This is a genomic window from Clostridium transplantifaecale, assembly GCF_900626075.1.
GTDB classification, from domain to species: domain Bacteria; phylum Bacillota; class Clostridia; order Lachnospirales; family Lachnospiraceae; genus Otoolea; species Otoolea transplantifaecalis.
The window spans coordinates 788,479-808,671 of record NZ_UYZY01000001.1 but is presented as its reverse complement, the minus strand read 5'-3'; the positions used below and the strand labels follow the sequence as shown (position 1 = coordinate 808,671).

Here is a 20,193-nt window from a genome sequence, read left to right as displayed (position 1 = left end):
CATTTCTGTTTCCCACACGTCCGGTAATACATTCGTTATTCGGCCAGATCTCGCCCCTCTTGAAAAATCCCCTCTGATTCAGTATAATGAAGTCAGATTGCCGCACCAACGAAACCCAGCGGATACGGAGGCCGCATAACATGGATCAGATTTTTTTACGCCAGCTTAATGAATGGAATCAAAATGAAGAATATCAGAAAATTATAGACTTTATAGAGGCTCTTCCCGAGAAAGAGCAGACCCCGGTCCTGATCAGTGAGTTGGCCTGTGCCTGCAATAACCTGGCCGGTGAGGGAGACAGCGGACTTTTTAAGAAGGCGGTCCGTCTGCTGGAATCGGTCGGGGAAGAACTCGGCGCGGATCACAGATGGAATTTCCGCATGGGTTATGCATGCTACTATTTAAACCAGGATAAGAAGGCCAAATATTACTTTGAAAAGGCTTTGGAGGCGCTCCCGGGAGATGAAGATACGATAAACTTTATTGAGGAATGTGAGCGGAATCTCACAATTCCTGTATCCATGAAACCCTTCCGTCAGAGAGTGAAGGAGGGCTGGGATTCGTTTCTTGAAGGGGAAGCTGAACTTCGCGAGATGATAAAGCGCAGGGAACATGGTGAAAAAGTGGCCGGCATGTGCGCCGATTTGCTTTCCCCGGCTTTTGAGAATATCTGCTTTGAGATGGGATTTAACGGAGAAAAATGCGAACTGTTCCTAACGCCGGACGGAGAACGGTCACGCCTGATAAAGCTCGTTTATTTTAAAGAGCATGCGCCGGAAGAATTATTTGAGAACTGGAATATCGGGATAGGAAGACAGCCGTCAAAAGGCTTTGAACTGAGAATGTACGGACAGGGAGCCGGCACAGAGGATGCTCTGGTCTGGATTGAGGAACTGGACGACAAGCAGATAGGTCTTTCCATATTCTGTGAAAAGCTGCTGCCCCTTTTAAAGGAAAATGAAAACCAGGCCTATTCGATGATGGCGATTCTTCTGGATCAGGCAATCGGCGAAATACCAGCAGTCCGTTATATCGGATATCTGGATTTAATCGGGGAACCAAAAGAGGGCGATCCGATCCGGCTGGATCATCTGAGGGAGTACATAGACGGCCGGGGCGCCGTCACGGCCGAGGAACTGTGCGGCTGGTATACATGTTACACGATGGAGCCAAGTGAGAAAGAGGAATGGTTCCTGAGAGAAGACATCTTCGCGGGGGTCACTACCTGCCCTGAGGTGGTAAGTGGTTATTTCAGCGGTGATGACAGAATTATGGAAGATTTTCATCAGGACGGCGCGGTTCCGGGATTTTTCTTCTATCCATTAGAGCGGAACGAGCGGAGCAAAGCTCTGGAACTGCGGGACAGCATAGAGAAAGAGATTACGGACAAAGCAGGAGATGCCGTGACATTTACCGGCGGGGCTACGGGTACGGAATATGGATACCTGGATTTTGTGGCCTGGGATTTACGGCCGGTTTTAGATGCGGCGGCGGCCGTATTCAGCAGACGTAAGATGGAAGCGGCATTCCACTCATTCCGGAGAGATGTGAGCGGAGTGGGCCTGAGCAGGAAAGAGGACGGAAGATGAGTATCGGACTGACCTTCACTGCCAGAGCAGGAAAAAAAGAGTTCCTTATCAATGAAATAAAGGAACTGTCTGTGAACAGTGGATATGGGCTGACCGTGAATGACGGCTGGCTGAGAGTTTCATTCTGTCCCATGGGAGAACTGACGATGGAATGGAAGAAAGAAAGCGGCATGATGGGCCGGTGGCTTATCTCAGGAGAATGTTACTCCACACCGTCGGGGGCCGGATTCCATGCGGCGGCGGTCCGCTTTCTGGATGAACTGGAGAAAAAGGAGCTTAAAAACCTGGAGGTGTCGGATGATACGGAATACTATGGACACCGTGATTTTGAGCGCATGAAGAGAGAACATTTTTATCCCTGGCTCAATGCGCTGAAAAGACACTGCGCGGAGCGCGGCGGTGAGTACAGCAATTTCTGCCTCTGCTGGGATTTGGATCAGTATCAGCCGGATGAGATAAAGGGCAGCGTTATCACGCCGATGGGCCGTTTTGATGTAAAGAAAATGACGGAACAGGTGGAGGAGCATGGCATCGGCTGGCTGGCGGAACGCTTTTTTATATGGGACACCGAGGAAAAAGACGCCCTGTATTACCGCAACTGCGCCATTCATTTCCTGTGGGAAGACTGCTGTTTCGTCCCATCCGAAAGAAGTGAAGAGGACAGGGAATGTAATGAAAGGATTCTCGACTGTCTTGAAAGAGCGGCCGAACTGGATCGCAGCCTCCCCCTGCCCCTGTCTTCCTACCGTGAAATCTGTGGACTGGCCGGCAGAAAACCTGTCATCGGGGAGGATGCAGAGGAGATGGAGACGGACTTTCCAATCGGATACCGCAAAGGGACGGTGACACATGCCTTCGGTGATCTGCGTATTACTCTGCCCGGGAACTGCCTGTATGAGTGGGAGGAGTATGAAGACAGGAAAGGCTGCAGCATGTGGTGGAATCCGGGGACGGATGAGCCCGTATGGCGCGTCAGCGGTTTTAAAAGGAGAGAGGGAACTGCGGAATTTTCCGAGCGCAGCCTCGAACGTGACAGGGAAGAGTTTGATATCCCCGGCGGACGGGTCCGCATCGGCTGGAATGAGGAAGAGGAGGACGGACAGCCATTATTTCAGGCGGTCTGTGAGGTCGTTTCCGGTCCGTCCCTGTTTCTTATAACGGCAACTTTCATAAGAAACGAAGAAAAAGAAGAGATTTATGCCCTTATGAGAAAATTAAAAGCAGTGGAGCATAACGAAAAAGTAAATCATACGGAAAGTTACAACCAATAGAATATAGAATAGAAAACTGCGGCCTTCAAAGCAGGATACAGGCAACCGGCGGCAGGAAACAGCATGAAAGGTGATAAAAATGGAAAAAGAAATTTTATGGTCGGACAGAAAGAGACTCTGGTGCGGTTTACCCTGGACATTTACCGTGTACAGCATGTCCGAGGACAGACTTTTTATAAAAAGAGGAATTTTTAATCTGAGGGAGGATGAGGTGCGCCTCTACCGCATCAAGGATTTGGGGCTTGAGAGAAGCCTGCTGCAGCGGATGTTCGGCCTGGGAACCATCCGTATTGTTTCCAGTGATTCAAGCCTCGGGAACTTTGAACTGGTCAATGTGAAGAACAGTTCCGATGTCAAGGAGCAATTATCAAGTCTTGTGGAGGAGGAGAGACAGAGAAAGAAAGTTTCCTCCAGGGAATTTATCAGTTTTGAACAGGATGAGGAGGACGACGGGCTCGATACCGAATAAAAGAGAACCGGAACCTTTGGAATTTCATAAAAAATATGGAAAATGCCCCGCGGGAGATATAATCCGCGGGACATTTTTTTAATTCATAGGAAATTACGTCCTATGAATCAAAAAACGCTCCGCGAGGATGACATGCCGCGCAGAGGTAAATAGTTGCTGAAGCAACCGCGCGGCAGCGCAAGAATCCCACTCGCGGTATTCTTTATTCTCTGTTGAGAAAAATAATACTAGTAAACATTATCATTATCTGCTATAATGGCTTTAAATACAGGAATATCCGGATTACAAGAGATAACTATGGGAGTCCTGCATAGTTATAAATTAGTTACTGTTCTATTTTTCACTGTGGGAGAATGGTAACATAAATTATAGGAGGATAAACAGATGAATATACTTACTGGAATACTGATCCCTTTTATCGGTACTACGGCAGGGGCAGCCTGCGTGTTCTTTTTAAAAGATCAGATAAAACCCGTTATACAGAAAACACTGCTGGGATTTGCCTCCGGCGTTATGGTTGCCGCTTCGGTGTGGTCGCTTTTAATACCGGCCATGGATATGTCGGAAGGGATGGGAAAACTGGCATTTATCCCGTCGGCGGTTGGCTTCCTGTTCGGAATTGCATTTTTGCTTCTGATGGATAAGCTGATTCCCCATCTGCATTTGAACAGCGACGAACCGGAGGGCACAAAGAGCAGTCTGAAAAAGACGACGATGCTGGTGCTGGCCGTGACGCTTCACAATATACCGGAGGGAATGGCGGTCGGCGTGGTATTTGCCGGACTGCTGGCAGAGAACAGCGGTATCACGATAGCAGGCGCCATGGCGCTGTCTATCGGCATTGCGATACAGAACTTTCCGGAAGGGGCGATCATTTCACTGCCTCTTAAATCCGAGGGCGGCAGCAGCCGTGGAAAAGCATTTTTTCTTGGAATGCTGTCGGGAATTGTAGAACCGGTGGGAGCGGTACTGACAATCGCCATGTACCGTTTTATTGTCCCGGTGCTTCCTTATCTGCTGGCGTTTGCAGCAGGAGCCATGATTTACGTTGTAGTGGAGGAACTGATACCGGAATCGGCCGAGGGAGAACACTCCAACATGGGAACCATCGGATTCGCGGCAGGCTTTGTGATTATGATGATTCTGGATGTGGCGCTGGGATAAAACATGCTCCGGGATTTCCGTAAAAAACAGATGAAGTCACGAAAGGAAACATGTCCTGTATGAACGGAAACATCAGATCCGTTCCCGCATCATAAAGTAGAGTAAAGAAAGAACCGGAGGACTGTCATGGCAACAGTCAGTCTCTGTATGATAGTAAAGAACGAGGAGAAGGTGCTGGGACGCTGCCTCGATTGTGCAAAGGAGATAGCAGACGAGATTATCATCGTAGATACGGGATCAAGCGACGGTACAAAGGAAATTGCATCAAATTACACCGATCAGATTTATGATTACGAATGGAAGGACGACTTCGCATCCGCAAGGAATTTTGCGTTTTCAAAGGCATCCATGGATTACTGCATGTGGCTGGATGCGGATGATGTGATTCAGGAGAGCGAACAAAAGAAAATAAACGAACTGAAGAAACAACTGACGCCGGCGGATTCCGCTGTCATGATGAAGTATGTAACTGCTTTTGACGACAGGGGAAAACCGGCGTTTTTATTTGACCGGGAACGTCTTCTCAGGAGAGAGGACGGATATCTCTGGAGCGGCCGCGTGCATGAGGCGATCACGGTCAGGGGAAAAGTCATTTATTCCGACGCAATGATAGAACATCATTCTATAAAGAAAGAATACAGTGATAGAAACCTGAAAATCTATGAAAAAATGATAGAGGAAGGGGAGAAGCTGGAGCCGCGCCACCAGTTTTACTATGGACGGGAGCTGTATTACCACGGGAGAAATGAGGACGCGGTCGTAATATTCAATCAGTTTCTGGAAAACAGGGAGGGAGAGGCCTGGCTTGAAAATCTGGTGGACGCCTGCCGGTTCTGCGCCCTGTGCCTCTACGGCCTGGGAAGAGGGGAGGAGGCTCTTAAAAAACTTTTCCATACCTTTTCCCTCGATGTCCCCAGACCCCAGATTTGCTGCGATATCGGAAAACACTTCCTGGATGCAGGACGCTACAAGCAGTCGGAGTACTGGTACCGTCAGGCTATGCAGACATCCTATGAACCCCTCCCGGGAGCCTTCGTGGAACCGGAGTACCGCGAGTTCGTACCAGCCATTCAACTGGCCGTCTGCCTGGACCGCCAGGGGAAATACGTGGAAGCAGCGAGATATAACGATCTGGCTGCCTATTACAAACCCGATTCGGAAGCAGTGAAACAGAACAGAATATACTTTGAGGGAAAAACAGCCGTAAAACAGTAAGAACAATTTTTTTCATACACCACGTCCCGGCTTCCGGGCATCATCCGGGGAATTACCGGCGTGAAGGCGGGACGTGTGTAAAGCGCCGTTATGCGCTTCATACCCCGGGACTGACCTCCCGTCAACACCTTCCATCCCATTCAAGCCCCCCTGTTTCTCAACTAAGAAACTTGCAAAACCCACTTTTTTATGTAATAATAAGACAGATTAATACCAGATCTGGAGGAATATCATGGCAAAAACACAGTATGATGCGGACAGTATTACCGTCCTGGAAGGCCTGGAGGCGGTCCGCAAACGCCCCGGTATGTATATTGGAGGTGTCGGAACAAAGGGCCTGAATCATTTAATATACGAGATCGTGGACAACTCGGTGGACGAGCATCTGGCCGGGGAGTGTAACGATATCTGGGTCACTCTGGAGGCGGACGGCTCCTGTACCGTGCGCGACAACGGCAGGGGAATCCCGGTGGAGATGCACAAAAAGGGAGTTTCAGCGGAAAGAATCGTACTCTCCACCCTCCATGCGGGCGGAAAATTCGATAATAATGCGTATAAAACAAGCGGCGGTCTTCACGGAGTCGGTTCTTCCGTGGTGAACGCCCTTTCCGAGCATATGGATGTGAAGGTGTACAAGAACGGCTGCATCCATCATGATGCCTATGAGAGAGGAATCCCTGTTATTAAACTGGAGAACGGCCTGCTCCCCGTTATTGGTAAGACGCGGGAGACGGGAACCAGGATTAACTTTAAGCCCGACGGAGAAATCTTTGAAAAGACGCGTTTCAAGGCGGACTGGCTGAAGAGCCGTCTTCACGAGACCGCATACCTGAATCCTAAATTATCGATTCACTATGAGAATAAAAGAGCGGGGGAAGCGGAGAAAATCACCTACAGTGAGCCAGAAGGCATCCTGGCTTACGTAAAAGAGTTAAACAGCACCAAGTCACCGGTCCACGAACCGTTTTATTTTAAGGGGACGTCGGAAAATATCGAGGTGGAAGTAGCATTCCAGTTCGTAGATACATTTGAGGAAAATGTGCTGGGATTCTGCAACAATATTTTCACTCAGGAGGGCGGAACCCATCTGGTGGGATTCAAAACACGTTTTACCACAATGATCAACAGTTATGCCAGGGAACTGGGGATTCTGAAAGACAAGGATTCCAATTTTACAGGCGCAGACACGAGAAACGGCATGACGGCTGTCATTGCGGTCAAGCATCCGGATCCGATTTTTGAGGGACAGACAAAGACAAAACTGGCCAGCGCCGACTGTACGAAAGCCGTGTTTAATGTGACGGGGGAAGAGCTGCAGTTATATTTCGACCGCAATCTGGAGGTGCTGAAGGCAATCATCGCCTGTGCGGAGAAGTCCGCCAAGATCAGGAAAGCGGAGGAAAAGGCCAAGACCAACATGCTGACAAAGTCCAAATTTTCCTTTGACAGCAACGGTAAGCTGGCAAACTGCGAGAGCCGCGACGCAGAGAAATGTGAAATCTTCATTGTTGAGGGAGATTCGGCCGGCGGCTCGGCTAAAATGGGCAGAAACCGCCAGTATCAGGCAATCCTTCCCATCCGCGGAAAGATCCTGAATGTGGAGAAGGCCACAATGGACAAGGTTCTGGCTAATGCCGAGATCAAGACGATGATCAACACTTTCGGCTGCGGATTTTCCGAAGGCTACGGCAATGATTTCGATATCAGCAAGCTCCGTTACAACAAGATTATCCTGATGACGGATGCCGATGTGGACGGCAGCCATATCGATACGCTGCTTCTTACTTTCCTATACCGCTTTATGCCGGATCTCATCAACGACGGCCATGTCTATATTGCCATGCCGCCTTTGTTTAAAGTGATCCCGAAGAAGGGGGAGGAGGAGTACCTCTACGATGAGAAGGCGCTGGAGCGTTACAGAAAGAAGCACGGGGGCGACTTTACCCTGCAGCGTTACAAAGGTCTCGGTGAGATGGACGCGGAGCAGCTCTGGGAAACGACGTTAAATCCGGAGACCAGAATCTTAAAGCGCGTTGAGATAGAAGATGCCAGGATGGCGTCCGAGATTACTGAGATGCTGATGGGAAGCGAAGTTCCTCCAAGGCGGCAGTTTATCTATGAGCATGCCGATGAGGCGGAAATTGACGCATAAACGGGGAACTTCAGCCGGGCGTGCAGCGAATCAGGCCGGACACGGCCGTGATAACCCGGTGAAAACAGAAAATTGCAGGAGATAGAATAAAGAATGGCTGAGAAGATAATCACAACGGAATACTCGGAAGAAATGCAGCGCAGTTATATGAACTACTCCATGAGTGTCATTACAGCCAGGGCCATCCCGGATGCAAGGGACGGTCTGAAGCCGGTACAGCGCCGCGTGCTTTATGATATGAGCGAGCTGCGTCTGGGGCATGACAAGCCTCACAGAAAATCGGCCCGTATCGTCGGTGACACGATGGGTAAATACCATCCCCACGGGGACAGTTCCATCTATGAAACACTGGTTGTCATGTCCCAGGTTTTTAAAAAGGGAATGCCGCTTGTCAACGGCCACGGCAACTTCGGTTCCATCGAGGGAGACGGAGCCGCCGCCATGCGATATACGGAAGCGAGACTGGAGAAGTTTGCAGAAGAAGTATATTTAAAGGACCTGGACAAGACGGTGGCCTTTGTACCGAACTACGACGAGACGGAGAAGGAACCGGAAGTTCTTCCTGTACGCGTTCCCAACCTCCTGATCAACGGCGCAGAGGGAATTGCCGTAGGGATGAGCACCAGCATTCCGCCCCATAATCTCGGGGAGGTGGTCGATACGGTCATGGCTTATATCGACAATCCGGACAGCACGACAGGAGAGCTTTTAAATATCCTTCACGGCCCCGATTTTCCGACGGGAGGCATCATCGCCAATAAGAGTGAGCTTCTGGATATTTATGAGACGGGAAGCGGACGCATTAAGCTCCGCGCAAAGCTGGAAGTGGAGCTGGGCAAGAGACGCGTGGACAAGGACAAGCTGATTATCACTGAGATACCGTACACGATGATCGGCGCAGGAATCAACAAATGCCTGGTAGACATCGCCGAGCTGGTGGAGTCCAAGAAGCTCACCGACGTGGTCGACATTTCCAACCAGTCCAATAAAGAAGGCATCCGTATCGTCTTAGAGCTTAAAAAAGACGCGGACATAGAAAAAATCAAAAATATCCTCTACAAGAAAACAAAGCTTCAGGACACCTTCGGAGTCAATATGCTGGCTATCGCCGGAGGCCGTCCGGAGACGCTGAGTTTAAAGGGAATCCTTAAAAACTATCTGGATTTCCAGTATGAGAATAACACAAAAAAATACAACGTACTCCTGGAAAAAGAGCTGGAAAAGAAGGAGATTAAGGAAGGCCTGATCAAGGCCTGCGATGTGATCGATCTGATTATCGCAATCCTCAGAGGCTCAAAAAACCTGAAGGACGCCAAGGCCTGCCTGATGAACGGCGATATTTCCAACATTAAATTCCGCGTTCCGGGATTTGAGGAGGACGCAAAACAGCTTCACTTTACCGAGAAACAGGCATCCGCAATCCTGGAGATGAGACTGTATAAACTGATCGGCCTTGAGATTATGGCTCTTGAGAAGGAATACAAAGAGACGCTTAAAAAGATCCGGGAATATGAAAAAATTCTTTCCAGCAAAATCACAATGGATGATGTGATCAAGAAAGACCTGGAAGGAATCAAGGCAGAGTTTGCAACGCCGAGAAGAACCCTGCTCGAGGACGGCAAGGAGGCGGTCTATGATGAGACGGCCGTGGAAATCCGGGAAGTCGTCTTTATCATGGACCGGTTCGGCTACAGTAAGCTGATAGACAAAGCCACTTATGACAGAAACCAGGAGACGGTAGACGGGGAGAATCCATACGTCATCCCATGCCTGAATACCGATAAGATCTGTCTTTTTACGGACACAGGCCTTCTGCACCAGGTAAAGGCGTCCGACATTCCGTACGGAAAGATGAGAGACAAAGGAACCCCAATCGACAATCTGTGCAAATTCGACGGAACAAAGGAACGGCCTATTTTTATCATCAACGCGTCGGCGCTGCTTGGCAGACGCCTGCTCTTTGCAACAAAAGGAGCGATGGTAAAACTCGTGCCGGGCGAAGAATTCGAGACAAACAACCGAATGGTGGCGGCCACAAAGCTGCAGGAGGGTGATATGGTGATCAGTATCCAGCTCACCGACGGCAAAACGGAAGCTGTCCTGCAGACCACAAACGGTGTATTCCTGCGCTTTGACCTGGAAGAAATTTCAACCTTGAAAAAGAACTCCAAGGGCGTGCGCGGCATCAAACTGGGACGCGGGGAAGAACTGGAAGAAGTCTATCTCCTGGGCGCAGACGGCGAGCCGACCGTGATGTACAAAGAAAAGCAGGTACATTTAAACCGGCTGAAGATAGGAAAGAGGGACGGAAAAGGAAGTAAGGTCAGACTTTAATACTAATTTAAGGAAGAACTGCCGATTATCTCACATAAGGGCTTAAGCCCCTGGAAACCGGCAGTTCAGGTCAACAGACCGACGGCTGCGTGCTTTATAAGCATGCAGCCGTTTAATTGCTATCTGACAAAGTTCAGAGTCAGGTATTTTATTTTCCAGGTACCATTTATCCGTATGACACGGATTCTGGCATTCCATGTCTGAGTATAGACACTACCGTCCCCGGAGACATAATCGGCTTTGACAACACCGAAGAAACTGACATCATCAGGCAACGTCTGCAGACGTTCCACCTCGGTACCGCTGCTTTTCAGGCGGCCGCCTTTCTGGTTCGATCTGAAAAAGGTAAGGAAGGTTCCATCCCGGACGGCCATATCAAAGGCCTCCTCCGTCAAATCGGGCCGGTATCTCTGTTTGCAGTGTTCAAGAAACGCTTCCGGTTCCAAATCCGGGCTGTCGGTGAAAAGCGATTCGACTTTTGAGTCAGTGGTAATGCTCAATAAAATATTCTTAGCTATTCTGTCCGGGGTGTGCCTGTGATAGTATATGGCTGAGGCAATGATTAAAAGGCTGCAAACCAATATGAAAAAAACCACAATTTTTTTATGCCGGATTTTCATCACCCCCATTTCACAGAAGATCATTCTTTAAAAGCGTTGTTTCTTGTTCCCCAATTGCCTGACACCATGCCCGTTACAATGAAATGCTGCACATAGAAAATGACAACAAACCGTGAATTATACCTTCTCTACAGGAATCCATATCTCGTTATAGTTGTCGTCCGGATTTTCACGTGGCGGTGTATACATCTCGATATTATAGTTTCCTGCAATCTTATACGCCTTGCAGGACGGCAGCCATTCGCTCCATATCCTTGTATTCACATCCTGCAGCGCTTTCGGCAAAGCGCCATGGCAGGGGAAGATAGCCCACGTACATGCCGGAATGACTCTCGTTACATAACCCTCGGGGACCTCATTCCATGGAATGTAATTATCGGCGATCATGTAATCAAAGTCCTTTCCTTCATCGTTAAGACATATCCCGAACATTCCGCATACGGTTTTGCATCCGCCGCTTTCCATATGCTCCGTCCAAAATTTGGGAATCTCTTCGTAAGAGGTCTCCATATTAAATCTGCGTAACCTTCCCATTACTGTAAATTGTGCCTTTTCGGCAATCCTGTACTCCAACATAGTACCGCCCTCCAATGTGAGTTTAATTTTCAGCGGTGCAAAAGAATTCAGCTTACTTCCTTTTTCTCTTGCTGCGGAAGGACTGATTCCATGAAACTTCGTAAATGCCCTGGCAAAGCTGTCCGGCGAATCATAGCCATATTTCAGCGCGGCATCAATCACCCTGATATCGGTAGAGCAAAGCTCCTGCGCAGCAAGCGTCAGCCGCCGGTTCCTTATATACTCGCCCACCGTAAAGCCGCATAATACATGGAAGATTTTCTGAAAATAAAAACTGGACACATGCGCCTTATCTGCAATTTCATTCATACTGATATCCTCAGTCAAATTCTCTTCAATGTATGCAATTGCATCGGTAATGCCGTCATTCCAACCATTCATACAATGTCCTCCTTCGTTGTCCGCTGTAACTATATTATATAAACAACAATCCCCGCCTGCCCGACTAATACTGTCTTCTTATGTCGGACAGACCGGCTCATCATCAAACATCAAAATATCTCTGCCTTAACAATATTTTACCATCATTCCAGCCACTTGTGTAAACAACATCCGTCATCATAAAAAAAATTCACCCAGTCCCATAAAAAACGCCCAAAATCCTTCCCAACCCGGTATTCCCCAGGCACTCAAAGAAACGCAGCGCCCGCGACAACCTACAAACCGGGACTGAAGACTCACAACCTCCCCTCACCATTCCGCCCCCCACCCTACGTCGGCGTTCTCACTTTTCAACTACAGCATTTGACTTTTTTCCGCAATCATGATAAATTTATTAAATAAAATAGCAAAATTACGCGTTGGCTTCTGCCGGAAAGTGACAGGATGGAAATACAAGACCTTTATATAGAAATCAACAGGGAAATTCAGCAGAATAAAGACGGACTGATAAGGCTGGGACGGGAGCTTTTTAGCTGCCCGGAACCCGGTTTTAAAGAAGTGGAATCGAATCAGATTCTCACTTCTTTTTTGCGTGGACACGGGATTTCCTGCCGGTCGGATCTCTGTCTGACGGGGATTCTGGCAACCATTGGATCGGGGGACGGATACCACATCGCCCTGGTGGCCGATATGGACGCTCTGGTGGTGAATGACGGGGAGAAGAGTTATCCCTGTCATTCCTGCGGCCACAGTATCCAGACCGCTGTTATGGCCGGCGTCCTCAAGATGCTGAAGGATTTAAACATAGCGGAGGAGACGGGAGGGCGCATCAGTTTTATCGCCGCCCCTGCCGAGGAGTTTATAGAGTTCGATTACAGACAAAAATTAAAAGAAGAAGGAAAAATCAATTATTTTTCCGGGAAACAGAACATGATAGAACAGGGAGTGTTCGACGATGTCGACTGTGTCCTGACCATGCATGTCAATGGGGAGACGGAAACGCTCTTTGACGTTAACTCCACCCTGGCCGGTTTTATGGTAAAAAAAGCTGTCTTTACCGGACAGGCCTCCCACTCAGGTGCGGCCGCGCATATGGGGCGCAATGCGCTTCACGGGGCGAGCCTCTGTATGGATGCCGTCGCCTATATGAAAGATCAGTTCCCGGCGGACGCAGGCCTTCAGATACATCCCGTCATTACGGAGTGCGGAGGCAGCGTCAATATTATCCCGGAGAAGGCGGTCCTGGAAACCTATGTCAGGGCCAACACGCTCGCGGATCTTTTGGAAGCGGGGGAAAAATTTGACCTCTGCGCCGTGCACTCTGCGGCAGCCCTCGGCCTTTCGTGCCGCATTGAAAACAGGACGGGATATATGCCGCTCAAACAGTCCAAAGAATTGAACGAGATTATTTACCGCCATATGCGGGAGATTTGCCCCGAAGAGAAAATTATTAAAAATGTGGTTTCCGGAGCTTCCGGGGATATCGGGGATCTGGGATATCTGCTTCCGGCGGTTCAGTTTGGCTTTTCAGGGATAAGAGGGCGGATCCACAGCAGCGAATTTGCGATTGTGGATGAAGAAAATGCCTATTTACACACGGCGGAGATTGTGATGAAGACCGTGTGTGACATCCTGATAAACCCCCAGCTGCAGGTGAAAAATGAAGATTTTAAGGAACGCAAAGAGTTTTATCTGAAAAATTGGTTATACAAAGAAATATAGATTAATGACAGAAGATGAAAAAGCAGTTTGGAGGTGCATTTTCACAAATGCGCTTATAAGCATATAAACAGTCTAAAATAATAATCAGGAGGAATGACTATGTCAGAACACAACACACCAACACCACACATCGGAGCACAGGCAGGAGAAATTGCGGAAACAATACTTTTACCGGGTGATCCGCTTAGGGCAAAATATATTGCAGATAATTTCCTGACCGATGTAAAACAGTTTAACGCTACGAGAAATATGTTTGGCTATACCGGATACTATAAAGGAAAACGCGTTTCCGTCATGGGAACCGGCATGGGATGCCCTTCCATCGGAATTTATTCCTATGAGCTGATTCATTTTTACGGATGCAAGAACCTGATCCGTGTCGGCACGGCCGGAGCGCTCCGCCCCGAAGTAAAAGTGCGCGATATGGTATTCGGAATGGGAGCCTGCACCACATCCAACTATGTAAAACAGTTCCGCCTGCCGGGCGATTACGCCTGCATCTGCAGCTATGAACTGCTTGCAAAGGGAGTGAAGGCGGCAGAGGCGAAAGGACTTAACTACCATGTGGGAAATGTTTTAAGCTCCGATATGTTCTACAATCCGGATCTTGCTCCCGCAGGAACGACATGGGATAAGATGGGAGTCCTGGCGGTGGAGATGGAGGCGGCGGCCCTCTACAGCAACGCTGCATACGCGGGAGTCAATGCACTCTGCATCCTGACGATCTCCGATTCCGCAGTGACCGGGGAGGCAACGACGGCCGAGGAACGCCAGACCACATTTACCAATATGATGGAAGTGGCTCTGGAACTGGCATAAACAGGTTACTTTATACTCCGTATGCAGTAACGGAAATACACGAACAGAAGAATAATAAGGGGAATGACTATGGCAGAGGAAATTTTACGGGTGGAAGACCTGACTAAAATTTATCCGGGCGGCGTTCTGGCGAATTATAATATCAACTTCAGTGTGGACAAGGGAGAAATCCACGCACTGGTGGGAGAGAATGGAGCCGGAAAGTCTACTCTGATGAAGATGCTGTTTGGTATCGAAGAGATCACAAGCGGTAAAGTATTCCTTCATGGACAGGAAGTGCATTTTCATTCCAGTAAGGATGCGATCGAACACGGAATCGGAATGGTTCATCAGCATATGATGCTGGTGCCGTCACTGACCGTTGCAGAGAATCTGGTGCTGGGAATTGAACAAAAGAAGGGACTTTTCCTGGATCAGAAAAGAGCGGTGCAGGTGACCGAGGAAATCTCAAAGAAGTATAACCTTCATGTGGATGCCTCAAAGAGGGTGCGCGACATTTCTATCGGAATGAAGCAGAAGCTGGAAATTTTAAAAACCATGTACCGCGGCGCGAAGATTATCATACTGGATGAGCCTACGGCCGTACTTGCCCCGCAGGAGACGGAAGAGCTTTTTGAACAGCTTTTAAACCTCAAGAAAGAGGGATACACGATTATCTTTATTTCCCACAAGCTCCATGAGGTGAAATACCTCTGCGACCGGCTGACCGTGTTAAAGGATGGCCGCTCCATCGGCACATACCGGGTGGAAGACGTGACGGCGGAGGAAATCTCGCGCCTGATGGTGGGACGTGACGTCAAACTGGAATACGAAAAGACGCCTCAGGAGTTCGGAGACAAGATTCTGACGGTGGAGAACTTAAGTTATACCGACAAATTCGGCACAAAGAAGCTGGACGACCTCTGTTTCTCCTTAAGACAGGGCGAGGTGCTCGGCATTGCAGGCATCGAAGGCAACGGACAGAAGGAAGCAATGGAGATCCTGACCGGCAATATGAAGGCGGAGAGCGGATCCATCCTGTACCGGGGCGAAGACCTCTGTAAAAAGACGATCCGGGAGAACCGGAAGCTGGGTATTGCCCATGTGCCCGAGGACCGCAACTTAAACGGCAGCGCGCCGGAGATGAGCGTGCGCGACAACCTGATTGCAGCCAGCTTAGATAAACTTTCCAAAAACTCGATTCTGGATCAGAAGGCCATAGAAAGCTACTGCGAAAGCTGTGTTGCGGACTTTAAAGTCAAGACGTCCAGCCTAGATATCAGCATCAAGAGCCTTTCCGGCGGCAACATCCAGAAGGCCATTGTAGCGAGAGAATTTACGGCGGGAGCGGATGTCATCATCCTGAACCAGCCGACCCGCGGCGTGGACGTGGGCGCCATGGAGTTTATCCACAAAAAGATTCTGGAGATGAGGGATGAGAATAAATCCCTGATTCTCGTAAGCGCCGACCTGGCGGAGTTAAAGGCACTAAGCGATCGCGTGATTGTATTCCATCAGGGAAAGATCGCGGGTGTCCTTTGCGATGTCCCGAATACGACGGAAGAAGAGCTTGGCCTTTACATGCTGGGGCTTAAATCCGATTCCGAAGAGAAGCTTAAGGAGGCGTAAGATGAACAAGAAGAAAAAGTTTGAATGGTATGGAGTGATCCGTGTAACGGCGTCCATCCTGATCGCCCTTCTAATAGCGGCAGTGATTATCTTCGCGGTGGCGGACGATCCGTGGACGGCTCTTTACAAATTCCTGCTCGGGCCATTTTCGACAAAGAGAAACTTCTTTAACGTAATTGAGACGATGATTCCGCTTGTATTCTGCGGACTTGCCATCAATGTCATGCATAAGAGCGGCCTGTTTTCCATGGTGGCCGACAGCTCCTTCTATTTTGCAGGCGTTATGGCGGCGACAATCGCTATTGCCTGTCCGATGCCGAATATCGTGCACCAGATTGTAATCCTCGTCGCTGCCACGGCGGTGGGCGGCGTGATCGGCATCATTCCGGTTCTCATCAGGAAAAAGACAGGCGCCAATGAGCTTGTAATTTCGCTGATGATGAACTATATCTTTTTTAACTTCGGTTACTGGCTGATCAGAAAGTTTTTCCTGGACACCTCCAACGGCTCATTTTCTATCGGGTTCCAGCCGACGGCGACCCTGGGCAAGATGATGAAAGGGACAAACACCCATTATGGCCTGATTATCATGATTATTGCGGTAATCATCATGTGGATTCTGATGGACAAGTCAAAGTTCGGCCGTGAACTGAAAATCACCGGTTCCAACGAGAACTTTGCAAAATACGCAGGTATCAAAATCGGCGGAGTCGTTATCGGCTCCCAGCTCATCGGCGGTATGCTGGCCGGTCTTGGCGGTGGCGTCGAGATGATCGGCATGTACAAGAAATTCCAGTGGATTACGGCCCAAACCTATGTGTGGGACGGTATTTTAATTAACCTGCTGGCCGGTACAAAACCGCTTATGATACCTGTTTCCGCCTTTTTCATCTCCTATATCCGTATCGGAGCCCTGGTAATGTCCAGGGGCGGTGATGTGGACTCTGAGATCGTTTCCATCATCCAGGGTATCATGATCATGCTGATCGCCTCCGAGCGGTTCCTGTATAAGATGAAGAAGAATAAAGAAGAAAGAGAAGCGCTGCAAAACCAGACGGTGGATGCAGAAGGCGCGATCTAAGGAGGGGAAAAATGGACTTTATAACAAATCTTGATTTTTGGTTTACCGTTCTCCGCGCCACGACACCGGTTCTCTTTGCTACGATGGCGGCCCTGATTGCCAGCCGTTCGGGCGTACTTAATCTGGGACTGGAGGGAGCGATGACAATCGCGGCTCTCTGCGGAGTTTTAGGCAGCGGCTTTACAGGAAGTCTTCTGGTGGGAGCGATTGCGGGCCTTGCGGCGGGAATTGCCTTTACCATGCTGCTCGCTTATTTTGTACAGCATCTGAAGGCCAATCAGGTTATTACCGGTGTGGCGCTTAACCTGGCGGCCAGCGGCGGTTCCGTATTCTGTCTGTATTCCATCACGGGAGATAAGAATGCCAGCAACTCTCTGGCATCATCGGCTTTCCCGGCGCTGCAGATTCCGGTGATCAAGGATATCCCGGGACTGGGCGACGTTCTGTCCGGACATAACAGTTTGACTTATATCGCGTTTATTGTTACAATCTTGATGTTCATTATGCTTAAAAAGACATCTTTCGGCATCCATATCAGGGCCGTGGGAGAATCGGAAGAAGCAGCCCGTTCCGTCGGCATCAATGTAAAAAAGGTGCGCTACCAGGCTATGTTTATCAGTGGTTTCTTAGCATCCCTTGGAGGAATGTACCTGTCCATGGGATATGTAAACCGTTTTACATCCGGTATGGTTGCGGGCCGCGGCTACATCGCGCTGGCAACCAATGCAATGGCGGCCGGCAATGCGCTGATGGGAATGGTCAGCTCCATCCTTTACGGATTTGGCAGCGGTATTTCCATTTATCTGCAGAACAACAATGTAGATCCGTACCTTATTACGATTATTCCTTACGCGTCCATCATCATTTTCTATGTAATATTCAGTTTCTATTACAAGGTGAAGAGAAAAACCGAGGATTCTTTGTAAAATCACTGCTACGGCTCACAGTCCGTCTGAACAAAGCGGTGCATCGGGCGGCAGCACGTTTACAATTTGTTTTTATATGTTATATTTATGCTATCTTTGGGAAAAGCGCCCTTTGATATAAAATACTTATTCACACGTTCTAAGGAGGAACATTATGAGAAAATCAATCAAAAAAGCAGCAGCGATCATCCTGACTGCGGCAATGGCAATGTCCATGACTGCCTGCGGAGGCGGCAAAACAGCGGAAGAGACGAAAGCGCCTGCAGGAAGTGAAGCAGAGCCGGCAGCAGACGGCGAAACAAAAGCAGCAGACGCGGCAGGAAGCGGAGAAAAGTTAAAAATGACACTCTGCATCGGCCGTAAGAACGACCTTTCTTTCCAGCAGTCCGCCTATGAAGGTGCTATGAGAGTCCAGGAAGAGATGGGCGACAAATTCGAAGTTAACGTTGTTGAGATGGGCGACGACACGACAAAGTGGCAGGCAGCTTTCTACGATGCGGCAGACAGCGGCGCAGACATTATCGTAGGAACCGGTTTTCAGAACAAGGAAAACTTTGAGACAATCCCGCTGGAGTACCCGGATACAAAATTCATCCTCTTTGACCAGGATGTAGATTATACTTCCGGTGACTTAGGCAACGTATTAACCGTATTATTCGATTCCAACCAGTCCGGTTTCCTTGCAGGAGCCGTAGCAGCATACTACACAACAGGCGAAAATGCAGCCAATACGGACAAGACTATCGGTTTTGTAGGCGGCACAGAGAGCACAACCGTTAACAACTTCCTCGTAGGTTATGCAGAAGGAGCTAAATACGTAGATCCTGAGACGAAAATTTTAACAGCTTACGTTGGTGACTTTATGGATACTGCAAAAGCAAAAGATCTTGCCAATGCACAGATTTCCGAAGGTGCAGACATCGTATTCCAGGTAGCAGGCGGCGCAGGCAACGGCGTTATCGAAGCAGCGGCAGAGAAAGACGGCGTTATGGCCATCGGCGTGGACAGCGACCAGTACAGAACACTGGAAGGTTCCAACTTACAGGCATCTGTCATTACTTCCAGCTTAAAGCTTCTTGACAACGCATTATTCAAAATCTGTTCCGACTATGTGGAAGACGTTTCCAAAGTTCCGTTTGGAACAACTGCAACATACGGCCTGAAAGATGATGCAGTAGGTATCGTATTCAACGACAACCTGACAAAGAGCATCGGTGAAGAAAATGTTGCCAAGGTAGAAGAAATCCTTGGAAAGATCCAATCCGGCGAAATCACGGTATCCGATGTTGCCGAATTAACAACCGATCAGGTAAAAGACATTGTGAATAACTAATTTTGTATGCAGATGCATCCCGGCGGGGTATATTAGCTCTCCGGGATGTAAATGAGATTTGCAGGAGAAAGCTTCGGAAATGGGGGGAATGACCGTTTGCGGGGCTTTTTTTAGTTGAGATGCGAGGACGCCTCTGTAAGACGGCGGACGGGGTGGTGGGAGGTTGGATATGAGTCTTCAGTCCCGGTTGGTAGGTTGTGGTGAGGGGGAATCCAGGAGAAAAAATTCCTACGGGGACACGCTCCCGCTTGTGGAATGCGCAACGGATGCTAGATTCGAAAATACCTCATCAAGCACCGGCGGATTCCAAGGTCCCCTTCGGAACGTTTTCTCCTTCCTTCCCCGGGCAGGTTGTCGGCGGGACTGAAGACTCAGCGAAGGTTGTTGCCCCGTCCGCCGGCTTCAGGGGCTGATTGTCTCTTTCGTCAAGTATGGGGCAGGTATTGTCGCGGCCACTATGAAGTGGCGATACTTTCACAGGCTGATTAGCTTTCAAAACGAAGTCTCTGTCATTTAAATCTGTCGGTGCGCCAGATAAATCACTCTAAGACTAAACATCAGACAGTCTCCCGGCATTTGAAAGGATGTAGTGGCCGCGATAATACCTCCCCCTTTGAAGAAATAGAACCAATCAGCAGCCGCAGGCCGGGCCGGAATGGTGCGCGACGAACCCCGGCGTCTTCAGTCCCGGGCCATAACCTTCCTGTGGGGAAGAAGGGAGAAAAAGATTCCGGAGGGAACCTGGAGTTCATTGGCACTTACCGAGGTTTTTTACGAGGTTAGTACCATTATGTACTCCGAAGAGCGCAAGCGTTTCCCGCAGGAACTTTTTCTGCCCGGATTCCCCACCCGCGACAACCTTCAAACCGGGACTGAAGACTCATCCCTCCCCCTCACCATTCCGCCCCCCGGCCGTTCCGGCGGCGTTCTCAT

The 20,193-nt window shown here is 49.2% G+C and carries 15 protein-coding genes; 13 read left to right on the top strand and 2 right to left on the bottom strand.

Features of this window, described 5'->3' with window-relative positions:
* Positions 1 to 140 precede the first annotated feature (140 nt).
* From EJL91_RS03435 to EJL91_RS03405, 7 genes are all read left to right on the top strand, one after another.
* Positions 141 to 1,589 (top strand): hypothetical protein, encoded by a 1,449-nt coding sequence (locus tag EJL91_RS03435; protein ID WP_125140553.1) that lies wholly within the window; start codon positions 141 to 143, stop codon positions 1,587 to 1,589.
* Positions 1,586 to 2,860 carry a hypothetical protein gene (locus EJL91_RS03430; protein WP_125140552.1) on the top strand — a complete coding sequence of 425 codons (1,275 nt, stop codon included), beginning with the start codon at positions 1,586 to 1,588 and terminating at the stop codon, positions 2,858 to 2,860. Before EJL91_RS03435 ends, EJL91_RS03430 begins: the two co-directional genes overlap by 4 nt.
* 79 nt (positions 2,861 to 2,939) lie before the next feature.
* Entirely contained in the window at positions 2,940 to 3,329 is a 390-nt protein-coding gene (locus EJL91_RS03425; protein ID WP_125140551.1) for a PH domain-containing protein, read from the top strand.
* Between the two features lie 384 nt (positions 3,330 to 3,713).
* Positions 3,714 to 4,493, top strand: coding sequence for a ZIP family metal transporter (locus EJL91_RS03420; protein ID WP_125140550.1), 780 nt, complete (start codon positions 3,714 to 3,716; stop codon positions 4,491 to 4,493).
* 126 nt (positions 4,494 to 4,619) lie between these two features.
* Positions 4,620 to 5,708 carry a glycosyltransferase family 2 protein gene (locus EJL91_RS03415; protein ID WP_125140549.1) on the top strand — a complete coding sequence of 363 codons (1,089 nt, stop codon included), beginning with the start codon at positions 4,620 to 4,622 and terminating at the stop codon, positions 5,706 to 5,708.
* 232 nt (positions 5,709 to 5,940) lie between these two features.
* The gene (locus EJL91_RS03410) at positions 5,941 to 7,860 is read left to right on the top strand and encodes a DNA gyrase/topoisomerase IV subunit B (protein ID WP_125140548.1); all 1,920 of its coding nucleotides are present in this window, start codon (positions 5,941 to 5,943) and stop codon (positions 7,858 to 7,860) included.
* A 93-nt stretch (positions 7,861 to 7,953) separates the two neighbouring features.
* Entirely contained in the window at positions 7,954 to 10,194 is a 2,241-nt protein-coding gene (locus EJL91_RS03405; protein WP_125140547.1) for a DNA gyrase/topoisomerase IV subunit A, read from the top strand.
* 119 nt (positions 10,195 to 10,313) lie between these two features.
* On the opposite strand, the gene EJL91_RS03400 is transcribed toward EJL91_RS03405, so the two are convergent.
* Together EJL91_RS03400 and EJL91_RS03395 are read right to left on the bottom strand one after the other, a co-directional pair.
* Positions 10,314 to 10,694, bottom strand: a complete 381-nt coding sequence (locus EJL91_RS03400; protein ID WP_125140546.1) for a hypothetical protein — start codon at positions 10,692 to 10,694, stop codon at positions 10,314 to 10,316.
* 237 nt (positions 10,695 to 10,931) lie between these two features.
* Complete coding sequence (locus tag EJL91_RS03395) at positions 10,932 to 11,771, bottom strand: AraC family transcriptional regulator (protein WP_125140545.1); 840 nt, start codon at positions 11,769 to 11,771, stop codon at positions 10,932 to 10,934.
* A gap of 444 nt (positions 11,772 to 12,215) precedes the next feature.
* Between EJL91_RS03395 and EJL91_RS03390 the strand changes: the two genes are divergently transcribed.
* From EJL91_RS03390 to EJL91_RS03365, 6 genes are all read left to right on the top strand, one after another.
* Positions 12,216 to 13,493, top strand: coding sequence for an amidohydrolase (locus EJL91_RS03390; RefSeq protein ID WP_125140544.1), 1,278 nt, complete (start codon positions 12,216 to 12,218; stop codon positions 13,491 to 13,493).
* A 99-nt stretch (positions 13,494 to 13,592) separates the two neighbouring features.
* Positions 13,593 to 14,312 (top strand): purine-nucleoside phosphorylase, encoded by a 720-nt coding sequence (deoD, locus tag EJL91_RS03385; protein WP_125140543.1) that lies wholly within the window; start codon positions 13,593 to 13,595, stop codon positions 14,310 to 14,312.
* Positions 14,313 to 14,381: 69 nt separating this feature from the next.
* Positions 14,382 to 15,920, top strand: a complete 1,539-nt coding sequence (locus EJL91_RS03380; RefSeq protein ID WP_125140542.1) for an ABC transporter ATP-binding protein — start codon at positions 14,382 to 14,384, stop codon at positions 15,918 to 15,920.
* 1 nt (position 15,921) lies between these two features.
* A complete protein-coding gene (locus EJL91_RS03375; protein ID WP_125140541.1) occupies positions 15,922 to 17,001 on the top strand; it encodes an ABC transporter permease in 1,080 nt (359 codons plus the stop codon).
* An 11-nt stretch (positions 17,002 to 17,012) separates the two neighbouring features.
* The gene (locus EJL91_RS03370) at positions 17,013 to 17,927 is read left to right on the top strand and encodes an ABC transporter permease (RefSeq protein WP_125140540.1); all 915 of its coding nucleotides are present in this window, start codon (positions 17,013 to 17,015) and stop codon (positions 17,925 to 17,927) included.
* 154 nt (positions 17,928 to 18,081) lie between these two features.
* Complete coding sequence (locus EJL91_RS03365; protein ID WP_125140539.1) at positions 18,082 to 19,260, top strand: BMP family lipoprotein; 1,179 nt, start codon at positions 18,082 to 18,084, stop codon at positions 19,258 to 19,260.
* Positions 19,261 to 20,193: the final 933 nt, after the last annotated feature.